The sequence below is a fragment of the Variovorax sp. E3 genome, assembly GCF_016082275.1.
Classification (GTDB): domain Bacteria; phylum Pseudomonadota; class Gammaproteobacteria; order Burkholderiales; family Burkholderiaceae_C; genus Variovorax.
In genome coordinates this window covers 18,664-38,367 of sequence record NZ_MOWM01000046.1, presented here as the reverse complement: position 1 = coordinate 38,367, position 19,704 = coordinate 18,664, and the positions used below count along the sequence as shown (strand labels likewise).

14 protein-coding genes and 4 pseudogenes are annotated in these 19,704 nt (G+C 66.4%); 7 read left to right on the top strand and 11 right to left on the bottom strand.

Going from position 1 to position 19,704, the window contains the following annotated elements; all coding sequences use genetic code 11:
- Window positions 1–102 precede the first annotated feature (102 nt).
- The 5 genes and pseudogenes from BMG07_RS17740 to BMG07_RS17720 all read left to right on the top strand — a co-directional run bounded on the left by BMG07_RS17740 (window position 103) and on the right by BMG07_RS17720 (window position 5,613).
- Window positions 103–1,622 (top strand): annotated as a pseudogene (locus BMG07_RS17740) (3-hydroxyacyl-CoA dehydrogenase).
- Between the two features lie 21 nt (window positions 1,623–1,643).
- The gene (locus BMG07_RS17735) at window positions 1,644–2,423 is read left to right on the top strand and encodes an oxepin-CoA hydrolase, alternative type (RefSeq protein WP_198085669.1); all 780 of its coding nucleotides are present in this window, start codon (window positions 1,644–1,646) and stop codon (window positions 2,421–2,423) included.
- Window positions 2,424–2,484: 61 nt separating this feature from the next.
- Window positions 2,485–3,204 (top strand): Crp/Fnr family transcriptional regulator, encoded by a 720-nt coding sequence (locus BMG07_RS17730; protein WP_198085668.1) that lies wholly within the window; start codon window positions 2,485–2,487, stop codon window positions 3,202–3,204.
- 18 nt (window positions 3,205–3,222) lie between these two features.
- Window positions 3,223–4,311 carry a phosphotransferase gene (locus tag BMG07_RS17725; RefSeq protein ID WP_198085667.1) on the top strand — a complete coding sequence of 363 codons (1,089 nt, stop codon included), beginning with the start codon at window positions 3,223–3,225 and terminating at the stop codon, window positions 4,309–4,311.
- A gap of 31 nt (window positions 4,312–4,342) precedes the next feature.
- A pseudogene (locus BMG07_RS17720) lies at window positions 4,343–5,613 on the top strand (acyl-CoA dehydrogenase family protein).
- Window positions 5,614–5,695: 82 nt separating this feature from the next.
- Here BMG07_RS17720 and BMG07_RS17715 read toward each other — a convergent pair.
- The 5 genes and pseudogenes from BMG07_RS17715 to BMG07_RS17695 all read right to left on the bottom strand — a co-directional run bounded on the left by BMG07_RS17715 (window position 5,696) and on the right by BMG07_RS17695 (window position 11,193).
- Window positions 5,696–6,178, bottom strand: a complete 483-nt coding sequence (locus tag BMG07_RS17715; protein ID WP_198085666.1) for a GNAT family N-acetyltransferase — start codon at window positions 6,176–6,178, stop codon at window positions 5,696–5,698.
- A pseudogene (gene glmM, locus BMG07_RS17710) lies at window positions 6,175–7,511 on the bottom strand (phosphoglucosamine mutase). Before glmM ends, BMG07_RS17715 begins: the two are co-directional and overlap by 4 nt.
- A complete protein-coding gene (folP, locus tag BMG07_RS17705; RefSeq protein WP_198085679.1) occupies window positions 7,508–8,329 on the bottom strand; it encodes a dihydropteroate synthase in 822 nt (273 codons plus the stop codon). The pseudogene glmM and the gene folP overlap by 4 nt, the downstream one beginning before the upstream one ends.
- Window positions 8,330–8,441: 112 nt before the next feature.
- The gene (gene ftsH / locus BMG07_RS17700; RefSeq protein WP_198085665.1) at window positions 8,442–10,358 is read right to left on the bottom strand and encodes an ATP-dependent zinc metalloprotease FtsH; all 1,917 of its coding nucleotides are present in this window, start codon (window positions 10,356–10,358) and stop codon (window positions 8,442–8,444) included.
- Between the two features lie 166 nt (window positions 10,359–10,524).
- Window positions 10,525–11,193 carry an RlmE family RNA methyltransferase gene (locus BMG07_RS17695; protein WP_198085664.1) on the bottom strand — a complete coding sequence of 223 codons (669 nt, stop codon included), beginning with the start codon at window positions 11,191–11,193 and terminating at the stop codon, window positions 10,525–10,527.
- Window positions 11,194–11,226: 33 nt separating this feature from the next.
- On the opposite strand from BMG07_RS17695, the gene BMG07_RS17690 reads away from it, so the two are divergent.
- Entirely contained in the window at window positions 11,227–11,706 is a 480-nt protein-coding gene (locus BMG07_RS17690; protein ID WP_198085678.1) for a YhbY family RNA-binding protein, read from the top strand.
- 2 nt (window positions 11,707–11,708) lie between these two features.
- Window positions 11,709–12,467 (top strand): glycosyltransferase, encoded by a 759-nt coding sequence (locus tag BMG07_RS17685; RefSeq protein ID WP_198085663.1) that lies wholly within the window; start codon window positions 11,709–11,711, stop codon window positions 12,465–12,467.
- Between the two features lie 9 nt (window positions 12,468–12,476).
- Here the strand turns inward: BMG07_RS17685 and BMG07_RS17680 are convergent, their stop codons facing one another.
- From BMG07_RS17680 to BMG07_RS17655, 6 genes and pseudogenes are all read right to left on the bottom strand, one after another.
- Complete coding sequence (locus tag BMG07_RS17680) at window positions 12,477–12,893, bottom strand: DUF4149 domain-containing protein (protein ID WP_198085662.1); 417 nt, start codon at window positions 12,891–12,893, stop codon at window positions 12,477–12,479.
- Between the two features lie 20 nt (window positions 12,894–12,913).
- Window positions 12,914–13,390, bottom strand: coding sequence for a transcription elongation factor GreA (greA, locus tag BMG07_RS17675; protein WP_198085661.1), 477 nt, complete (start codon window positions 13,388–13,390; stop codon window positions 12,914–12,916).
- A 66-nt stretch (window positions 13,391–13,456) separates the two neighbouring features.
- On the bottom strand, window positions 13,457–14,326 hold the full coding sequence (locus tag BMG07_RS17670) for a Kdo hydroxylase family protein (protein WP_198085660.1): 870 nt from the start codon (window positions 14,324–14,326) through the stop codon (window positions 13,457–13,459).
- A gap of 8 nt (window positions 14,327–14,334) precedes the next feature.
- Window positions 14,335–17,586, bottom strand: coding sequence for a carbamoyl-phosphate synthase large subunit (carB, locus tag BMG07_RS17665; protein ID WP_198085659.1), 3,252 nt, complete (start codon window positions 17,584–17,586; stop codon window positions 14,335–14,337).
- A pseudogene (gene carA, locus BMG07_RS17660) lies at window positions 17,579–18,777 on the bottom strand (glutamine-hydrolyzing carbamoyl-phosphate synthase small subunit). Before carA ends, carB begins: the two are co-directional and overlap by 8 nt.
- A 141-nt stretch (window positions 18,778–18,918) precedes the next feature.
- On the bottom strand, window positions 18,919–19,704 hold the full coding sequence (locus tag BMG07_RS17655) for an RNA methyltransferase (RefSeq protein ID WP_198085658.1): 786 nt from the start codon (window positions 19,702–19,704) through the stop codon (window positions 18,919–18,921).

The window sequence follows — 19,704 nt, the reverse complement described above, 5'->3', positions numbered from 1 at the left end:
CCCGCCCGCGCGAGATTGCAGAATCGGAGCTTGGCGACAGTGCTTGCGCAGACGCCTGCGCGGCAGGCCGGATACCACCCAACCAGTGAAAATCTTCAGCAAATGACAGTGAACTACACCCGAATCGGCGTTGTCGGCGCCGGCGCATGGGTCGCGGCATCGCGCAGATCGCCGCCCAGGCAGGCAGCGAAGTGCTGCTGCTCGACAGCTTCGCGGGCGCCGCCGAGCGCGGCCGCGAAGCCCTCGCCGCGCAATGGAACAAGCTGCACGAGAAGGGCAAGATCGACGCCGCCACGCGCGACGCCCAGATCGCCCGCGTCAAGGCCGTCGATTCGGTCCAGGCGCTCGCCAGCTGCGACCTCGTGATCGAAGCCGTGATCGAAGACCTCGAGGTCAAGCGCCAGCTGTTCCGTGAACTCGAGGGCGTGGTGGCCGAGACCGCGACGCTGGTCACCAACACCTCCTCGTTGTCGGTAACGGCCATCGCGGCCGGCCTGAAGCACCCCGAGCGTTTTGCGGGCTTCCATTTCTTCAACCCCGTGCCGCTGATGAAGGTGGTCGAGGTGGTCGCGGGCTTCAAGACCGCGCCCGAGGTCTGCGCGCAACTGGCGGGCTACGCCAGGCAAATGGGCCACAGCGCCGTGCAGGCGCAGGACACCCCCGGCTTCATCGTCAATCACGCGGGCCGCGGCTACGGCACCGAGGCGCTGCGCATCGTCGGCGAAGGCGTGGCCGATTTCGCCACCGTCGACCGCATCCTCAAGGACCAGGCCGGCTTTCGCCTCGGCCCGTTCGAGCTGCTCGACCTGACGGCGCTCGACGTGTCGCACCCGGTGATGGAGTCGATCTACCACCAGTACTTCGAAGAGCCGCGCTTTCGCCCGAGCGTGATCACCGCGCAACGCCTGGCTGCCGGCGCGCTGGGCCGCAAGACCGGCGAAGGCTTCTACCGCTACACCGACGGCGTGATGCAGCAGACGCCCGAGCCGCCGCCGCCCGTGGTCGAGGGCACGCCCTCGGTGTGGGTGTCACCGCGCGCCGCGCGCCGCGCCGAGCTGCTGCGCCTGGTGAACACGCTGGGCGCGCAGATCGACAGCGGGGCCGCAGCCGCGCCGCATTCGCTGATCCTGGTGGCGCCGCTGGGCTTCGACGTGACCACCGTTGCCGCCGTCGAGCGCCTGGACGCCACGCGCACCATCGGCATCGACATGCTGATCGACGACGCCGCCACCAAGCGCCGCGTGCTCGCCACCAACCCCGCCACGCGCCGCGACATCCGCGACGCCGCGCACGCCCTCTTCGCGCGCGACGGCAAGGCCGTGAGCGTGATCCGCGACAGCGGCGGCTTCGTCACGCAGCGCGTGATCGGCACCATCGTCAACATCGCCGCCGACATGTGCCAGCAACGCGTATGCACGCCGGCCGACCTCGAGACAGCCGTGCAACTGGGCCTGGGCTACCCGCGCGGCCCGCTGGCCATGGGCAACCTGTTCGGGCCGACCAACATGCTCGAAGTGCTGTTCAACCTGCAGACGGTGTACGGCGATCCGCGCTATCGCCCGAGCCCGTGGCTGCGCCGCCGCGGCGCGCTGGGCCTGAGCCTGCTGCACGAAGAAGAATAAATAAACAGACGTCACCAAGCCATGACCGCCGAACTCAAGAGCACCAGCGAAGGCAGCACCATGGTGCTGACCATCGCCAACCCGACCCAGCGCAACGCACTGGGCCCAGAGATCTACGCCGCCGGCATCGAGGCGCTGAACGGCGCAGAGGGCAGCGCGGAGATCCGCAGCGTCGTCATCGTGGGCGAAGGCGACTGGTTCTGCGCCGGCGGCTCGCTGCAGCGGCTGCTGGCCAACCGCGAGCTCGACCGCTCGGTGCAGGCCGAGAGCATCGAAGGCCTGCACAACTGGATCGATTCGATCCGCACCTTCCCCAAGCCGATCATCGCGGCGGTCGAGGGCGCGGCCGCCGGCGCCGGCTTTTCGCTGGCGCTGGCCTGCGACTTCGTGGTGGCGGCGCGGGACGCCATCTTCGCGGCCTCCTACAGCAACGTGGCGCTGTCGCCCGACGGCGGCCTGAGCTGGCACCTGGGGCAGCAGCTGCCGCGCCAACTGGCCAGCGAATGGCTCATGAACGGCGAGCGCATCGGCGCGCCGCGCCTGCACGCGCTCGGCCTGGTGAACGAGCTGACCGAAAACGGCCAGGCGCTCGCGGGCGCCCTGGCGCTGGCGGCCAAGCTCAACACCCGCGCGCCCAACTCGCTGGCCAGCATCAAGGAGCTGCTGAGCGACGCGCGCGGCGCCACGCTGGCTTCGCAGCTCTCGCAGGAGCGCGACCACTTCGTGCGCAACCTGCACCATCCGAACGCGGGCATCGGCATCGCCGCGTTCCTCGAGAAGAAGCCGCCGCAGTACGAGTAACGGCGCGCCGCGTCGCTCCCGTGACACCCATCAGCTTTTCAGTCGCCGAGAGGACAGACCAATGGACGACCCCATTCTTACCATCGAAGAACGTGAAGCGATCAACAGTGGTCGCTGGTTTTCTTCCTTATCTCCATCGCTACGGCACGACATCCTCCGATGCGCCTTCGTCAAACGCTACAAGGACGGCGACCTGATCGCCGCCCGCGGCGACCCGCCCGAACACTGGATCGCCTGTGCCAAGGGCGCGGTGCGCGTCAGCTCGACGGCGGTCTCCGGCAAGCAGGTGACACTGACCTACGTGGAGCCGGGCATCTGGTTCGGCGACGTGGCGATGTTCGATGGGGACCGGCGCACGCACGATGCCTATGCGCACGGCGACAGCACCATCCTCTGCGTGGCACGGGCCGACTTCCAGAAGATCCTGACCGCGCACGTCGAGCTGTACGAAGCGCTGATGCGGCTGCAGGCGCGGCGCATCCGCACGCTGTTCGGACTGGTGGAAGACCTCAACACCCTGCCCCTGCGGGCACGGCTGGCCAAGCAGCTCATTCACCTCGTGCGCAGCTACGGCGTGCCGAACCTGGAAGACGGCAGCCAGATGCGCATCGGGCTGCAGCTGGCGCAGGAAGAACTGGCGCAACTGCTGGGCGCGTCGCGCCAGCGGGTCAACCAGGAACTCAAGACCATGGAGCGCGAGGGCACCATCCGGATCGAGCCGGGCGGCCTGGTCGTGCTGGACCGCTCTGCCTTGATGCGCGTCTCGGAAGCTGAAAACTAGAAAGCCAGACAAATCGACATGAGCCAGGACTTCTCCAACTTCATCGGCACCCGTGCCGTCTCGCAACAGCACGCCTTCGACATCGAGGCGCTCTCCGCCTGGCTCGAGAAGAACCTCGAGGGGTTCAAGGGCCCGCTGACGGCGGAGATGTTCAAGGGCGGCCAGTCGAACCCGACCTACAAGCTGGTCACGCCGTCGCAGAGCTACGTGATGCGCGCCAAGCCGGGCCCGGTCGCCAAGCTGCTGCCCTCGGCCCATGCGGTGGAGCGCGAATTCAAGGTCATGAGCGGCCTGGCCAGCACCGACGTGCCCGTGCCGCGCATGTACTGCCTGTGCGAGGACGAGGCCGTCATCGGCCGCGCCTTCTACGTGATGGAGTTCATGCAGGGCCGCGTGCTGTGGGACCAGTCGCTGCCCGGCATGAGCAACGCCGAGCGCACCGCCATCTACGACGAAATGAACCGCGTCATCTCGGCGCTGCACACGGTGAAGTTCGCCGAGCGCGGCCTGGCCGACTACGGCAAGCCCGGCAACTACTTCGAGCGCCAGATCGGCCGCTGGAGCAAGCAGTACGTGGCCTCCATCACCCAGCCCATCCCCGAGATGGACAAGCTGATGGAGTGGCTGCCCGCGCACATTCCGGCCAGCGCGCGCGACGAGAAGATGACCTCGATCGTGCACGGCGACTACCGCCTGGACAACCTGATGTTCCACGCCACCGAGCCGCGCGCCATTGCCGTGCTCGACTGGGAGCTGTCGACGCTGGGCCATCCGCTGGCCGACTTCAGCTACCACTGCATGTCCTGGCACATCTCGGGCGAGACCTTCCGCGGCGTGGCCGGCCTGGACCACAAGGCGCTGGGCATTCCGACCGAGAGCGAATACATCCGCAAGTATTGCGAACGCACCGGCATCACCACGCCCGAGGCGCTGGCGCCCGACTGGAACTTCTACCAGGCCTACAACCTGTTTCGCATGGCCGCGATCCTGCAAGGCATTGCCAAGCGGGTCGAAGCCGGCACCGCGTCGAGCGAGCAAGCCGTGGCCTCCGGCCGCGGTGCGCGCCCCATGGCCGAAATGGCCTGGCAGTTCGCCCAAAAGGCGTAATCGCCGCCCCCACACCCACCAGGAGACGAAGATGGATTTCGAATACTCGGCCAAGACCAAAGACCTGCAGAAACGCGTCCAGGCGTTCATGGACGACCACATCTATCCGGCCGAAGCCGAGTACAGCGCCGAGCTGGCCGCCAACACGGCCGCCGGCAAGCGCTGGACCGCGCTGAAGACGGTCGAGAAGCTCAAGGAAAAAGCCAAGGCCCAGGGCCTGTGGAACCTGTTCCTGCCGGTCGACAGCGCTTCCGCCTCCGGCTATGCGGGTGCGGGCCTGACCAACCAGGAATACGCGCCGCTGGCCGAAATCATGGGCGCGGTGCCGTGGGCGAGCGAAGCCTTCAACTGCTCGGCGCCCGACACCGGCAACATGGAAACCATCGCGCGCTACGGCTCGGAAGAGATCAAGGCACGTTGGCTCAAGCCGCTGCTCGAAGGCCAGATCCGCTCGGCCTTCGCGATGACCGAGCCCGAAGTGGCCTCGAGCGATGCCACCAACATTTCCACGCGCATCGAGCGCCAGGGCGACGAGTACGTCATCAACGGCCACAAGTGGTGGATTTCGGGCGCCGCCGACCCGCGCTGCGCCGTGTTCATCACCATGGGCAAGAGCGACCCCGAGGCGCCCCGCCACTCGCAGCAAAGCATGGTCGTGGTGCCGGCCGACGCAAGGGCATCCGCATCGTGCGCCCGCTGAACGTGATGGGCTACGACGATGCGCCGCACGGCCACGTCGAGATGTATTTCGAGAACGTGCGCGTGCCGGTCGGCAACATCCTGCTGGGTGAAGGCCGTGGCTTCGAAATCGCCCAGGGCCGCCTTGGCCCGGGACGCATTCACCACTGCATGCGCCTGATCGGCCTGGCCGAGCGAGCGCTCGAGCTGATGTGCAAGCGCGCCTCGTCGCGCGTGGCCTTCGGCAAGACCGTGGCTTCGCAGACCGTGACGCAGGAACGCATCGCCGAAGCCCGCTGCAAGATCGACATGGCCCGCCTGCTCACGCTCAAGGCCGCGTGGCTGATGGACGTGGCCGGCAACAAGGTCGCCAAGAACGAAATCGCGATGATCAAGGTCGTCGCCCCCTCGATGGCCTGCCAGGTGATCGACTGGGCCATGCAGGTCCACGGCGGTGGCGGCATGTGCGACGACTTCCCGCTGGCAGCCGCCTACGCCGGCGCCCGCACGCTGCGCTTCGCGGACGGCCCGGATGAAGTGCACCGCAACGCGATCGCCAAGTGGGAGCTGGGCAAGTACGCGCCCAGCAAGGCCGATGCGGAAATGCCCGTGACGCGTTTCTGATCCGTCCTGCGGTCTCTGCCTTCGGGGAGCGGTTTGCAATGGGGGTCGACGGTGCTGAATGCACCCCGGCCCTTTTTCTTTTTCAGAGCTTCTTCTGCAGGAAGATCGCGCTGCCGAACGCCGGGTCGAGCTGGTAGCTCGCGAACCCTTCGCGCTCGTAGGCGCGCAGCGCGGGCGCATTGCCCGACAGCACTTCGAGCGTGAGCTTGCAGGCGCCGCGCTTGCGCGCCTCCTGCTCGACCAGCGCGAACATCCGCTGCGCCACGCGCTGCCCGCGATGGCTGGCCAGCACGACCACGTCGTGCACGTTGACCAGCGGCTTGCACGCGAAGGTCGAGAAGCCCTCCAGGCAGTTGATCAGGCCCACGGGCTGTCCACCCTCGAAAGCGAGCACGCTGAAGGCCTGTGGACGCGCCGCCAGGGCCGCCGGGAGGCCTTCGCGCACCTCGGGGTCCAACGGCGCGCCGCCGCCGGCCGGGTCGCTCGCGTACGCATTGAGCAAGCCGACCACGGCGGCCGCGTGCGCGGGGTCGCAGTAGTTGGCCTGGAAGACCTCGATCGTCACTTCGCGGGCTCCAGCGTGGCGGCGAGACGCCTGGCGCAAGACTCGGCCTGCGCCTCATCGCGCGCCTCGACCATCACGCGCACCAGGGGTTCGGTGCCGCTCGCGCGGATCAGCACGCGGCCGGCATCGCCGAGCTCGGCCTCGATGCGTTCGGTCTCGCTGGCGAGCGCCTGGTTGTCTTTCCAGTTTTGTTCGGGCGCCAGGCGCACGTTGATCAGCGTCTGCGGGAACAGCGTCACGCCGTCGAGCAGTTGCGCCACTGTCTTGCCGCTGCGCACGCAGGCCTGCAGCACCTGCAGCGCGCTGACGATGCCGTCGCCGGTGGTGTGGCGGTCGAGCGCCAGCAGGTGGCCGGAGCCTTCGCCGCCGAGCAGCCAGCCGCGCTTGTCGAGCTCTTCGAGCACATAGCGATCGCCGACCTTGGCGCGCACGAACTCGATGCCCTGCCCGCGCAGCGCGACTTCGACGGCCTTGTTGGTCATGAGCGTGCCGACCACGCCCACCGGCTTCTCGCCGCGCGCGATGCGCTCGGCCACCATCAGGTAGAGCAGTTCGTCGCCGTTGAACAGGCGACCGCTGGCATCGACCAGTTGCAGGCGGTCGGCGTCGCCGTCGAGCGCGATGCCGTAGTCGGCGTTCTGCGCCGTCACCGCGGCCACCAGTGCCTCGGGGTGCGTGGCGCCGAAGCCCTTGTTGATGTTGAGCCCGTCGGGCGCGCAGCCGATGCTGGTGACTTCCGCGCCCAGCTCGTGGAACACGTTGGGCGCCACCTGGTAGGCCGCGCCGTGCGCCGCGTCGACCACCAGCTTCATGTCGCGCAGCGTGAGGTCGTTGGCGAAGGTGCTCTTGCAGAACTCGATGTAGCGGCCGGGCGCGTCGTTCAGGCGCCGGGCCTTGCCGAGGTCGGCCGAAGAAGCCCACACGGGCGCTTCTTCGAGCGCGGCTTCCACGGCCAGCTCCCAGGCGTCGTCGAGCTTGGTGCCCTGCGCGCTGAAGAACTTGATGCCGTTGTCGGGAAAGGCGTTGTGGCTGGCGCTGATCACTACGCCCAGGCTGGCGCGCTGGGCGCGCGTGAGGTACGCCACGCCGGGCGTGGGCAGCGGGCCCAGCAGTACCACGTCGACGCCGGCCGAGTTGAAGCCCGACTCCAGCGCCGATTCGAGCATGTAGCCCGAAATGCGGGTGTCCTTGCCGATCAGCACGGTGGGGCGGGCCTGCGTTTTCTTGAGCACGCGGCCCACGGCGTGCGCGAGGCGCAGCACGAAGTCGGGGGTGATGGGGCCTGGCCGACCGTACCGCGAATGCCGTCGGTGCCGAAATATTTACGGGTCATGGTTGTTTGCTTTGCTCTTTTGTTTGTTGTTGCAGTGGTTCCTGCTCCCTCATGGCGCGCCACACGGCGATGGCCGCCACGGTGTCGCGCACGTCGTGCACGCGCACCACGGCAGCGCCGCGGTCCACCGCCAGCACGGCTGCCGCCACGCTGGGCACGATGCGCTCGCCTGCCGCCTCGATGCCGGTGACAGCGCCGATCGACGACTTGCGCGACCAGCCCAGCAGCAGTGGAAAGCCGCCAGCCAGCAGCTCACGCTGCCGCGCCAGCAGCGCGAAATTCTGCGCCACCGTCTTGCCGAAGCCCACGCCGGGGTCCAGCGTGATGCGCGAGGGATCGACCTTCAGCGCATGCAGAAGTTGCACCTGCGCCTGCAGGAACGAGAGCACTTCGGGAATCACGTCGCCGTTCATCGGCACGGCCTGCATGGTCTGCGGATCGCGGTGCATGTGCATCAGGCAGATGCCGCACGACGGATGCGCGGCCACGGCCTCGCGCGCGCCCGGTTGGCGCAGCGCCCAGATGTCGTTAACGATGTCCGCGCCCAGGTCGAGCACCGCGCGCATGACCTCGGGCTTGTAGGTGTCGATGGACAGCGGCACGTTGAGCCTCACGGCCTCGCGCACCACGGGCAGCACGCGTGCCAGCTCTTCATCGAGCGGCACGGCCGGGCTGCCGGGGCGGGTCGATTCACCGCCGATATCGAGGATGTCGGCGCCCTCTTTCAGCAGCTGCTCGCAGTGCCGCAAGGCGGTGCCGGTCGAGGCGTGCGCGCCGCCGTCGGAGAACGAGTCGGGCGTGACGTTGACGATGCCCATCACGCGCGGTTGCGCGAGGTCGATGCGAAAGCGCGAGGTCTGCCAGACAGCGGCGCCGCCCCAATGAAAAACGGGGCCAGAGGCCCCGTCATTGCTTGAGATCAAGCCCACCTCAGGCCGCAGTGGGCGCCGGGTCAGGGTTGACGGCCGGCGTGCCACCACTGCCACCGCTGCCCGAAGGCGGAATGCGCGGCGTCCAGTCCTTGGGCGGACGCGGTGCGCGGCCGGCCATGATGTCGTCGAGCTGTTCGCTGTCGATGGTTTCCCACTCGAGCAGCGCCTTGGCCATGGCGTGCATCTTGTCGCTGTTCTCTTCGATCAGGCTGCGCGCCAGGGCGTACTGCTCGTCGATGATGCGGCGCACTTCGGAGTCGACCTTTTCCATGGTCTGCTCGCTCATGTTGGTAGTCTTGGTAACCGAGCGGCCCAGGAACACTTCGCCTTCATTCTCGGCATAGACCATCGGGCCCAGCGCGTCGGTCATGCCGTAGCGCGTGACCATGTCGCGGGCGATGGAGGTCGCGCGCTCGAAGTCGTTGCTGGCGCCGGTGGTCATCTGGTGCATGAACACTTCCTCGGCGATGCGGCCACCGAACAGCATGCTGATCTGGTTCAGCATGTACTCGCGGTCGTAGCTGTAGCGGTCTTGCGACGGCAGGCTCATGGTCACGCCCAGGGCGCGGCCGCGCGGAATGATCGTGACCTTGTGGACCGGGTCGCACTTGGGCAGCAGCTTGCCGATGAGGGCGTGGCCGGACTCGTGGTAGGCCGTGTTGCGGCGCTCTTCCTCGGGCATGACCATGCTCTTGCGCTCGGGGCCCATGAAGATCTTGTCCTTGGCCTTCTCGAAGTCCTGCATTTCGACCACGCGCGCATTGCGGCGGGCGGCCATCAGGGCGGCTTCGTTGCAGAGGTTGGCCAGGTCGGCGCCCGACATGCCGGGCGTGCCGCGAGCGATGACGCTCGGGTTCACGTCCTGGCCCAGCGGGACCTTGCGCATGTGCACGCCGAGAATCTGCTCGCGGCCGCGGATGTCGGGCAGCGTGACATAGACCTGGCGGTCGAAACGACCGGGGCGCAGCAGTGCGGCGTCCAGGATGTCGGGGCGGTTGGTGGCGGCCACCACGATCACGCCGAGGTTGGTTTCGAAACCGTCCATCTCGACCAGCATCTGGTTGAGCGTTTGTTCGCGCTCGTCATTGCCGCCGCCGAGACCGGCGCCGCGCTGACGACCCACCGCATCGATTTCGTCGATGAAGATGATGCAGGGTGCGTTCTTCTTGGCGTTCTCGAACATGTCGCGGACACGGGCAGCGCCCACGCCGACGAACATTTCAACGAAGTCGGAACCCGAGATCGAGAAGAACGGCACCTTGGCTTCGCCGGCGATCGACTTGGCCAGCAGCGTCTTGCCGGTACCCGGAGGGCCGACCAGCAGCAGGCCGCGCGGAATGCGGCCGCCAAGCTTCTGGAAGCGTTGCGGGTCTTTTAGGAAGTCGACGACTTCACGGACTTCTTCCTTGGCCTCGTCGCAACCCGCGACGTCGGCGAAAGTGACCGTGTTGTTGTTTTCATCCATCATGCGGGCCTTGCTCTTGCCGAAGCTGAACGCCCCGCCCTTGCCGCCGCCCTGCATCTGGCGCATGAAGTAGACCCACACGCCGATCAGCAGCAGCATCGGGCCCCAGCTGACCAGCAGCGTCATGAGCAGCGAGCTTTCTTCGCGCGGCTTGACGTCGAACTTGACGTTGTGGTCGATCAGGTCGCCCACGAGGCCGCGGTCGAGCACCGTGGCGGTCGTGCGGATCTTGCGATCGTCATTGGTGACGGCGATGATTTCGCCGCCGCCGGCGCCTTCAGGAATGACGGCGCTCTTGATTTGGTTGTTCCGGACCTGGTCCAGAAACTCGGAGTAGCTGACTGCTCCCGAGCCGACGCCGCCGCGGGTGTCGAACTGCTTGAACACAGTGAACAACACCATGGCAATGACGAGCCATACGGCAACTTTGGAAAACCACTGATTGTTCAAACGAAGCTCCAGTCGAAAGCGCGTGACGAGGATATGAAAAACGCGCTATGGGTACGCAATTGCGCCCCATTTTAGGCTTTTCAAGCTGCGAAAAGCGGGCATTTCCCTAAAGCAGCCATAGCCTGACAGGGGTTTGCGCCCTGAGCGCACGCCCGGCGGCAAGGTATCAATGCGTATCTGAGGCCTTTAGACCCACACCGACGAGGAAGGTCTCGGACGATTTGTCCCTCGACGCCTTGGGCTTGAAGGGCTTCACGATGCGGAAATTGGCCTTGAAAAGCTTCACCAGCTCGTCGTAGCCGCTGCCGTGGAACAGCTTGGCCACCAGCGCGCCCTCGGGCTTCAGATGGTGCTGGGCGAAGTCGATCGCCAGCTCGATCAGGTGCGCCACGCGCGCGGCGTCGGCCGAATGAATGCCCGACAGGTTGGGCGCCATGTCGGACACCACCAGGTCGGCCTTGCGGCCCGCCAACACGCCCAGCAATTGCTCCAGCAGCTCGGGCTCGCGGAAATCCCCCTGCAGGAAGGTCACGCCCTCGATGGGCTCCATTGCCAGCATGTCCAGCGCGATGATGGTGCCGTTCAGCGCACCGGCGGCCGCGCCGTCCGGCGACATGCGCCGGCGCAGGTACTGGCTCCAGGCCCCGGGCGTGGAGCCCAGGTCAACCACCAGCTGGCCCGGCTTGACGAGCCCGAGCGACTCGTCGATTTCCTTGAGTTTGTAGGCGGCGCGCGCCCGATAGCCCTCCCGCGTGGCGAGTTTCACGTAGGGGTCGTTGATATGGTCGTGAAGCCACGCTTTATTGACTTTTTTGCTTTTGGCTTTGGTGCTCATGAGGGTCTTCGTGTACGCGTCGATAATACGGGGATGCCCGCCATTCAACTTACCCCTGCCGAGCGCAAGGTGCACCGCGCCGAAGCTCACCACCTGGATCCGATCGTCATGGTCGGTGGAGACGGGCTCACCCCTGCCGTAAAAAAAGAAGCCGACGCGGCGCTCAAGGCCCATGGCCTGATCAAGGTCCGCGTTTTCTCCGACGACCGCCTTGCCCGCGACGCCATGCTCCACGAGCTGGCCGAAGAGTTGGGCGCCGCCCCGATCCAGCACATCGGCAAGCTGCTGGTGCTGTGGCGCCCGATCCCCGAAAAAGAGCGCGTGGTCGACGAAGACCGCATGCCCGGCCCGCGCGACGTCAAGATCGTCAAGTACAGCAAGCGCGGCGGCCAGCGTCCTGAAATCAAGACGCTGCGCGTGCTCGGCAACCAGCGCCTCACCCCCGGCGGCACCATCAAGCGCGCCAAGGCCAAGCGGCCGCTGTCGGCCAAGAAGCGCAACCAGGCGGACTGAGCTTGGCGGCAGCGCAAGGCGCCCAGCGCCATATCCTCTGCATGAAGTGGGGCACGAAGTACGGGCCCGAATACGTCAACCGGCTCTACGCAATGGCCCGCCGCAACCTCAGCGGCGACTTCAAGTTCGTGTGCCTGACCGATGACGGCAACGGCATTCGCCCCGAGGTGACGTGCCTGCCCATTCCGCCGCTGAACCTGCACCTGGCCCCCGGCCAGCGCGACGGCGCGTGGAAGAAGCTCACGACCTTCGAGCAGGACTTGCACGGCCTGCGCGGCACCGCCCTCTTCCTCGACCTCGATGTCGTGGTCGTGGGCAGCCTGGACGCCTTCTTCGAGCAGCCTGGCGAGTTCCTGATCATTCACGACTACGCCCGCCCCTGGCGGCGCGAGCGGATCACCGGCAATTCGTCGGTCTATCGCTTCGAACTGGGTGCGCATGCCGACGTGCTGGCGTACTTTCGCGCCAACATGGACAAGGTTCAGGCCGAGCATCGCAACGAGCAGGTCTACCTCTCGGAAATGCTCTACAAGCAAGGCAAGCTGGCCTACTGGCCCGAAGCTTGGTGCCCGAGCTTCAAATACCACGGCATTCCGACCTGGCCGACCAACTACTGGGAAGAGCCCTTCGTGCCCGAGGGCGCGCGCGTCATGGTGTTCCATGGCGAGTGCAACCCACCGGACGCGCTCGCGGGCCGCCGCAACCGCGCCTTCCGATTCATCCGGCCGGCGCGCTGGGTCGCGAAATACTGGAAAGAGTGAGTGAGGCGATCAGCGCAGGGCGCTTGCGCCCATGCGCCAGAGCAGCACGCCGGTGCACAGCCACTGCACGAGGTACATGCCGCTGCCCACGGCGTGCCACAGCTTGAGGTTGTCGCGCGCCAGGATGTGCGGCGCCACGGCGTACTGCTGCAACAGGGCCAGCAGCAAGGCCGCCAGAATCAGGAAGATGGCCGTCAGTACCGGCCCCTTGATGCCCTCGTCGCCCTTGGTGCGCCAGTGGATCAGCAGGATCAGCCCGCAGCCAATGGCAATCCAGCTCTGCGCCTCGAACAGCTGACCGGCAAAGTTGCCCGCCACCGACGGGTTGCCGAGCCGGGCGAACAGCATCGGCACCACCAGAAAGCCGATCGTTGTGAGGCTGCCCCACCAGAAGGCAGTCAGCATGAGGGCGATGCGGTCTTTCATTGTTCGACGAGGCGCCGCGATCAGAGGTAGCTGACGCCGACGATCTCGTAGCGCTTGAGGCCGCCCGGCGCCTGCACTTCGGCGGTGTCGCCCTCTTCCTTGCCGATCAGCGCGCGCGCGATCGGGCTCGAAATGTTGATGAGGCCCAGCTTCAGGTCGGCTTCGTCTTCACCGACGATCTGATATTTCACGGCCTCGCCGGACTCTTCTTCCTCGAGTTCGACGGTCGAGCCGAACACGACCTTGCCACCGGCATCGAGCTCGCTCGGATCGATGATCTGCGCGGCCGACAGCTTGCCTTCGACTTCCTGGATGCGGCCTTCAATGAAGCCCTGGCGGTCCTTGGCGACCTCGTATTCGGCGTTCTCGCTCAAGTCGCCCTGCGCGCGTGCTTCGGAAATGGCGTTGATGACCCAGGGACGGTCCACCGTCTTGAGCTGATGCAGTTCGGCACGCAGTTTTTCAGCGCCGCGCTTGGTGATCGGAATGGTGGCCATGTTGTTGGTTCTCCATAAAGCGAAAACCGCCGAACGATGCCGTTCGGCGGTCGATGAGGGACAGGATCAGACGAGTGTGCGTCCGGTCAGCCGGCTCAGGATGGCGAGCGGGCTCGAGTCGGGATTGTATTGCTTCGACGCCGCCAGATGAAGGGTCTGCTCGAGCATGTATTGCCCCGCCATCACGGCGTGCGAGGTCTGGTCGGAGAAGCACACCCACACCGATCCCGGCGGGAACTTGGCGGTCTCCTGCGGCGAGCTTTCCTGGTACGCCATGTCCGACTTCATGCCGTCGTGCAGCTGCAGCATCAAGTGGTCGTACTCGCTGCGCAACGACTTGGTCACGCGCAGCGCGCGCAGCGCCTTGGCCTGCCAGCGCACATAGGGCTTGGCACGCGGCAGGAAGCGCTTGGCGATGTCTTCGAAAGGCTCGCCCACGCGCCACACGCGCGGCGCGCCTTCAGGGTTGACGTTGGTGAACACGCGCAGGATGCGCTCACCGTAGTTGGGTCGCGACGGAAACGCATCGACGTGCAGGCGCCGGTCGTCGGCGCGCCACGACTGCACGCGCGTTTCGACCTGCGCTGGTCGGTAGCTGGTGGGCGCCAGCCGCAGCGCCGGCGTGTAGTGCGGCAGCAGCCCGTGAATGAGCTGCGTGGCCTGCGCCCGGAAGCGCCCCACCATCGCGGCCGCCGTGCGCTGCACCGCCTCGTCGCCGACGGCGCCCTTGAGCTTGCCGTTGGCATCGAGGCTGATGTTGCGCACATCGGGCGACAGCAGGCTGGGCGTCAGCAGGCTGCGCTCTTCGGGTCGCAGCTCGAAACCCAGGCGCGGGAAGTACAGCACCTTGCCGGCCTCGAGTTCCGCGATCCACGCCTCGTTCGGCGTGGCCGCGGCCCAGTCGCTCAGGTCCAGTTCGACGAGCTGGGTTTCCATGGCGACGCTCAGGCGATGGCCGCCAGCTGCGCGTGCATCTCCTGCACCGAGATCACGCCGAGCTCGTCCATGAAGCCCATGCCCTCGACCGCGGCTTCGGCGCCGAAGATCGTGGTGAAGGTCGTCACGCGCGCCAGCAGCGCCGAAGTGCGGATCTGCCGCGAGTCGGTGATGGCATTGCGGCGCTCTTCCACCGTGTTGATGACCAAGGCAATCTCGTTGTTCTTGATCATGTCCACGATGTGCGGGCGGCCTTCGGTCACCTTGTTGACCGTCGCGCATTCGATGCCGGCGGCGCTGATGGCGGCGGCCGTGCCCTTGGTCGCGACGATCTCGAAGCCCAGCTTGACCAGCCCGCGCGCCACTTCCACGGCACGCGCCTTGTCGTTGTTCTTCACCGAGATGAAGACCTTGCCCGACTTCGGCAGGTGCGTGCCCGCGCCGAGTTGCGACTTCACGAAGGCTTCGCCGAAGGTCTTGCCCACGCCCATCACTTCGCCGGTCGACTTCATCTCGGGGCCGAGAATGGTGTCCACGCCCGGGAACTTGACGAACGGGAACACGGCCTCCTTCACGCTGAAGTACGGCGGCGTGACTTCCTTCGTCACGCCCTGCGACGCCAGCGACTGGCCGGCCATGCAGCGTGCCGCCACCTTGGCGAGCTGGATGCCCGTGGCCTTGCTCACGTAAGGCACGGTGCGCGAGGCACGCGGGTTCACTTCGAGCACGTAGATGACGTCCTTGCCGTCCTTCTGCTGGATCGCGAACTGCACGTTCATCAGGCCGACCACGTTCAGCGCCTTGGCCATCGCGGCGCTCTGGCGCTTCAGTTCGGCGATGGTGTCTGCGTTCAGGCTGTAGGGCGGCAGCGAGCAGGCGGAGTCGCCCGAGTGCACGCCAGCCTGTTCGATGTGTTCCATGACGCCGCCGATCAGCGTGGCGCCTTCGCCGTCGCGGATGCAGTCGACGTCGCACTCGACGGCGTCGTTCAGGAAGCGGTCGAGCAGCACGGGCGAGTCATTGCTCACCTTGACGGCCTCGCGCATGTAGCGCTCGAGGTCGCGTTGCTCGTGCACGATTTCCATCGCGCGGCCGCCGAGCACGTAGCTCGGACGCACCACCAGCGGGTAGCCCAGCGCCGCGGCCTTTTCGAGGGCCTCGGGTTCGGTGCGGGCGGTGGCGTTCGGCGGCTGGCGCAGGCCCAGCTCGTGCAGCAGCTTCTGGAAGCGCTCACGGTCTTCCGCCGCGTCGATCATGTCGGGCGTGGTGCCGATGATCGGCACGCCATTGGCTTCGAGGTCGAGCGCGAGCTTCAGCGGCGTCTGGCCGCCGTACTGCACGATCACGCCGAGCGGCTTTTCCTTGTCGACGATCTCCAGCACGTCTTCGAGCGTCAGCGGCTCGAAGTACAGGCGGTCCGAGGTGTCGTAGTCGGTCGACACGGTCTCGGGGTTGCAGTTGACCATGATGGTCTCGTAGCCGTCCTCGCGCATGGCGAGCGCGGCGTGCACGCAGCAGTAGTCGAACTCGATGCCCTGGCCGATGCGGTTGGGACCGCCGCCGAGCACCATGATCTTCTTCTTGTCCGTCGGCTCGGCTTCGCACTCGTCTTCATAGGTCGAGTACATGTAGGCCGTGTTGGTCGCGAACTCGGCCGCGCAGGTGTCCACGCGCTTGTAGACCGGGCGCACGCCCAGGGCGCGGCGCTTTTCGCGGATGGCCGTGTCGGTGGTCTTCAGCTGGCGCGCGAGGCGGCGGTCGGAGAAGCCCTTCTTCTTCAGCGCGAGCAGCGTGTCCTTGTCGATGTCGGCGAGCGACTTGGTTTCCAGCTCGAGTTCGATCTTCACGATCTCCTCGATCTGCACCAGGAACCACGGGTCGATCTTGGTCAGCGCGAACACTTCATCGACGCTCAGGCCCATGGCGAAGGCGTCGCCCACGTACCAGATGCGCTCGGGGCCGGGCTCGCCCAGTTCCTTCTCGAGCACTTCGCGGTCCTGCGTCTTCTCGTTCAGGCCGTCCACGCCCACTTCGAGGCCGCGCAGGGCCTTCTGGAACGATTCCTGGAAGGTGCGGCCCATGGCCATCACCTCGCCCACCGACTTCATCTGGGTCGTCAGGCGCGAGTCGGCCTGCGGGAATTTCTCGAAGGCGAAACGCGGAATCTTGGTGACCACGTAGTCGATCGACGGCTCGAACGACGCGGGCGTGGCGCCGCCCGTGATTTCGTTGCGCAGCTCGTCGAGCGTGTAGCCCACGGCCAGCTTGGCCGCGACCTTGGCGATCGGGAAACCCGTGGCCTTGGAGGCCAACGCCGACGAACGCGACACGCGCGGGTTCATCTCGATGACGACCATGCGGCCGTCCTTCGGGTTGATGGAGAACTGCACGTTCGAGCCGCCGGTGTCCACGCCGATTTCGCGCAGCACGGCCAGCGAGGCGTTGCGCAGGATCTGGTATTCCTTGTCGCTCAGCGTCTGCGCGGGGGCCACGGTGATCGAGTCGCCGGTGTGCACGCCCATCGGGTCGAGGTTTTCGATCGAGCAGACGATGATGCAGTTGTCGGCCTTGTCGCGCACGACTTCCATCTCGTACTCTTTCCAGCCGAGCAGCGATTCTTCGATCAGCAGCTCGTTGGTGGGCGAGGCTTCGATGCCGCGCTTGCAGATGGTCTCGAACTCGTCCGGGTTGTAGGCGATGCCGCCGCCCGTGCCGCCGAGCGTGAAGCTGGGGCGAATGACGGTGGGAAAACCCAGCGTCTTCTGCACGGCCCAGGCCTCGTCCATGGTGTGCGCGATGCCGGAGCGGGCCGAGCCCAGTCCGATCTTGGTCATCGCGTCCTTGAACTTCAGGCGGTCTTCGGCCTTGTCGATGGCTTCGGGCGTGGCGCCGATCAGCTCGACCGGCTTGCCGGTGGCCGCGCCGTTGTACTTGTCGAGCACGCCATGGCGCCACAGGTCGAGCGCGCAGTTCAGCGCGGTCTGGCCGCCCATGGTCGGCAGGATGGCGTCGGGGCGCTCCTTGGCGATGATCTTCTCGACCGTCTGCCAGGTGATGGGCTCGATATAGGTGACGTCGGCCGTGGCCGGGTCGGTCATGATCGTCGCGGGGTTGCTGTTGATCAGGATGACCTTGTAGCCCTCTTCGCGCAGCGCCTTGCAGGCTTGCACGCCCGAGTAGTCGAACTCGCAGGCCTGGCCGATGATGATCGGGCCGGCCCCGATGATGAGGATCGATTTGAGGTCTGTGCGCTTAGGCATTCTTGTTCTCCGTCTTGTGCTTTTCCATCAGTGCCGTGAAGCGATCGAACAGATAGCCGATGTCGTGCGGGCCCGGCGAGGCTTCAGGGTGGCCCTGGAAGCAGAACGCGGGCTTGTCGGTGCGCGCCAGGCCCTGCAGCGTGTTGTCGAACAGGCTGATGTGGGTGGGTCGCAGGTTGGCCGGCAGCGACTTCTCGTCGACCGCGAAGCCGTGGTTCTGGCTGGTGATGCTCACGCGGCCGTTGTCCAGGTCCTTCACCGGATGGTTCGCGCCGTGGTGGCCGAACTTCATCTTGAAGGTCTTGCGCCCGAGGCCAGCGCCATGATCTGGTGGCCCAGGCAGATGCCGAAGGTGGGAATGCCGGTCTCGATCAGTTCCTTGACGGCGCTGATGGCGTAGTCGCAGGGCTCCGGGTCGCCGGGGCCGTTGGCCAGGAAGATGCCATCGGGCTTGAGCTTGAGCACGTCGGCGGCGGGCGTCTGCGCCGGCACCACGGTGATGCGCGCGCCGCGCTGCGCGATCATGCGCAGGATGTTCTTCTTGACGCCGTAGTCGAAGGCGACGACGTGGAACCGGGGCGTGATCTGCACGCCGTAGCCCGGCTTGCCGTTCAGGTTGACGAGCTTCCACTCGGTCTCGGTCCACTCGTAGGTCTGCGTGACCGACACGACCTTGGCCAGGTCGAGGCCGGCCATGCTGGGCGCGGCCTTGGCGGCGGCGATGGCCTTGTCGATCAGCGCCTGCGTCACGACCTCGCCTTCGGCCAGGCCCAGAATGCAGCCGTTCTGCGCGCCGTGGGTGCGCAGGTGACGCGTGAGCTTGCGGGTGTCGATGTTCGCAATGGCCACGGTGTTGCCGGACACGAGGTACTCGGTCAGCGTGGCGGTCTTGCGGAAGTTGGAGGCGACGAGGGGCAGGTCCTTGATGATCAGGCCCGCGGCATGGATCTTGTCGGCTTCGATGTCTTCACCGTTGACGCCGTAGTTGCCGATATGCGGATACGTCAGGGTGACGATCTGCTGGCAGTAGCTCGGGTCGGTGAGGATTTCCTGGTAACCGGTCATGGCGGTGTTGAACACCACTTCACCGGTCGTGGAGCCGGCGGCTCCGATCGAATTGCCTTGAAAGACCGTGCCGTCTGCGAGCGCCAGGATGGCGGGCGGGAAACTTCCCTTGAGAGACAAAAGCACTGGGTTCTCCGGATGGTTACGGTCGCCCGGAGCCCCAGGACATATTGCCTGCGGACTGCTGCTTAGGGGGAAGATGGCGTGAAAGGCGGCCGGGCGACGCTATTGCGAGTAAGCCCCCGATTGTAGCCCGACTGGAGGGCCCTATTCGCGGTGCAGGGCTGCTCCGCTCGCATGCAGGCAGATGGCGGCTGCGGCAGCCACGTTCAGCGACTCCTCGCCACCGGGCTGGGCGATGCGGATGTGGCGCGTCGCGCGGGCCTCCAGGGCGGGCGACACGCCCTGCCCTTCGTGGCCCATGAGCCAGGCGCAAGGGTGCGGCAAGTCGGCCTTGTGCAGCCATTCGCCACGGTGCGAGCTGGTGGCCACCAACGGCACTTTCAGGGCGTCGAGCGCTTCGGCGTCCACGCCCTCGATCAATCGCAGGCCGAAATGGGCGCCCATGCCGGCGCGCAGCACCTTCGGCGCCCATAGCGCGGCCGTGCCCTTTAGCGCGATCACCTGGGTGAAGCCGAACGCGGCGGCGCTGCGCAGGATGGAGCCGGCATTGCCGGCGTCCTGCAGGCGGTCGAGCACCACGCTGGAGGCATTCGGCAGCAGTTCGGGGCGGCTCGGCAGTTCGAGCACGAAGCCCATCGGCGCCGGCGACTCCAGCCCGCTGACGCCACGCAGCAGATCGTCGCTCACGACTACTGTTTTGATAGCACTACTCGCCCATTCGGCAGGCGCGGTCGGCCAGAACGATTCTGAAAACACCGCGATCGCCGGTTTGACGCCGCGCGCCAGCGCCGCCCGGCACAGGTGATCGCCTTCAAGCCAGATGCGGCCCAGCTTGCGGTACGCGCCCGGGTCTTGCGCGAGCTTGCGCAGGTCCTTGAGCAGCGGGTTGTCGCGCGAGCTGATGTGGCTGGCGCCGGCTTCGGATGTCAT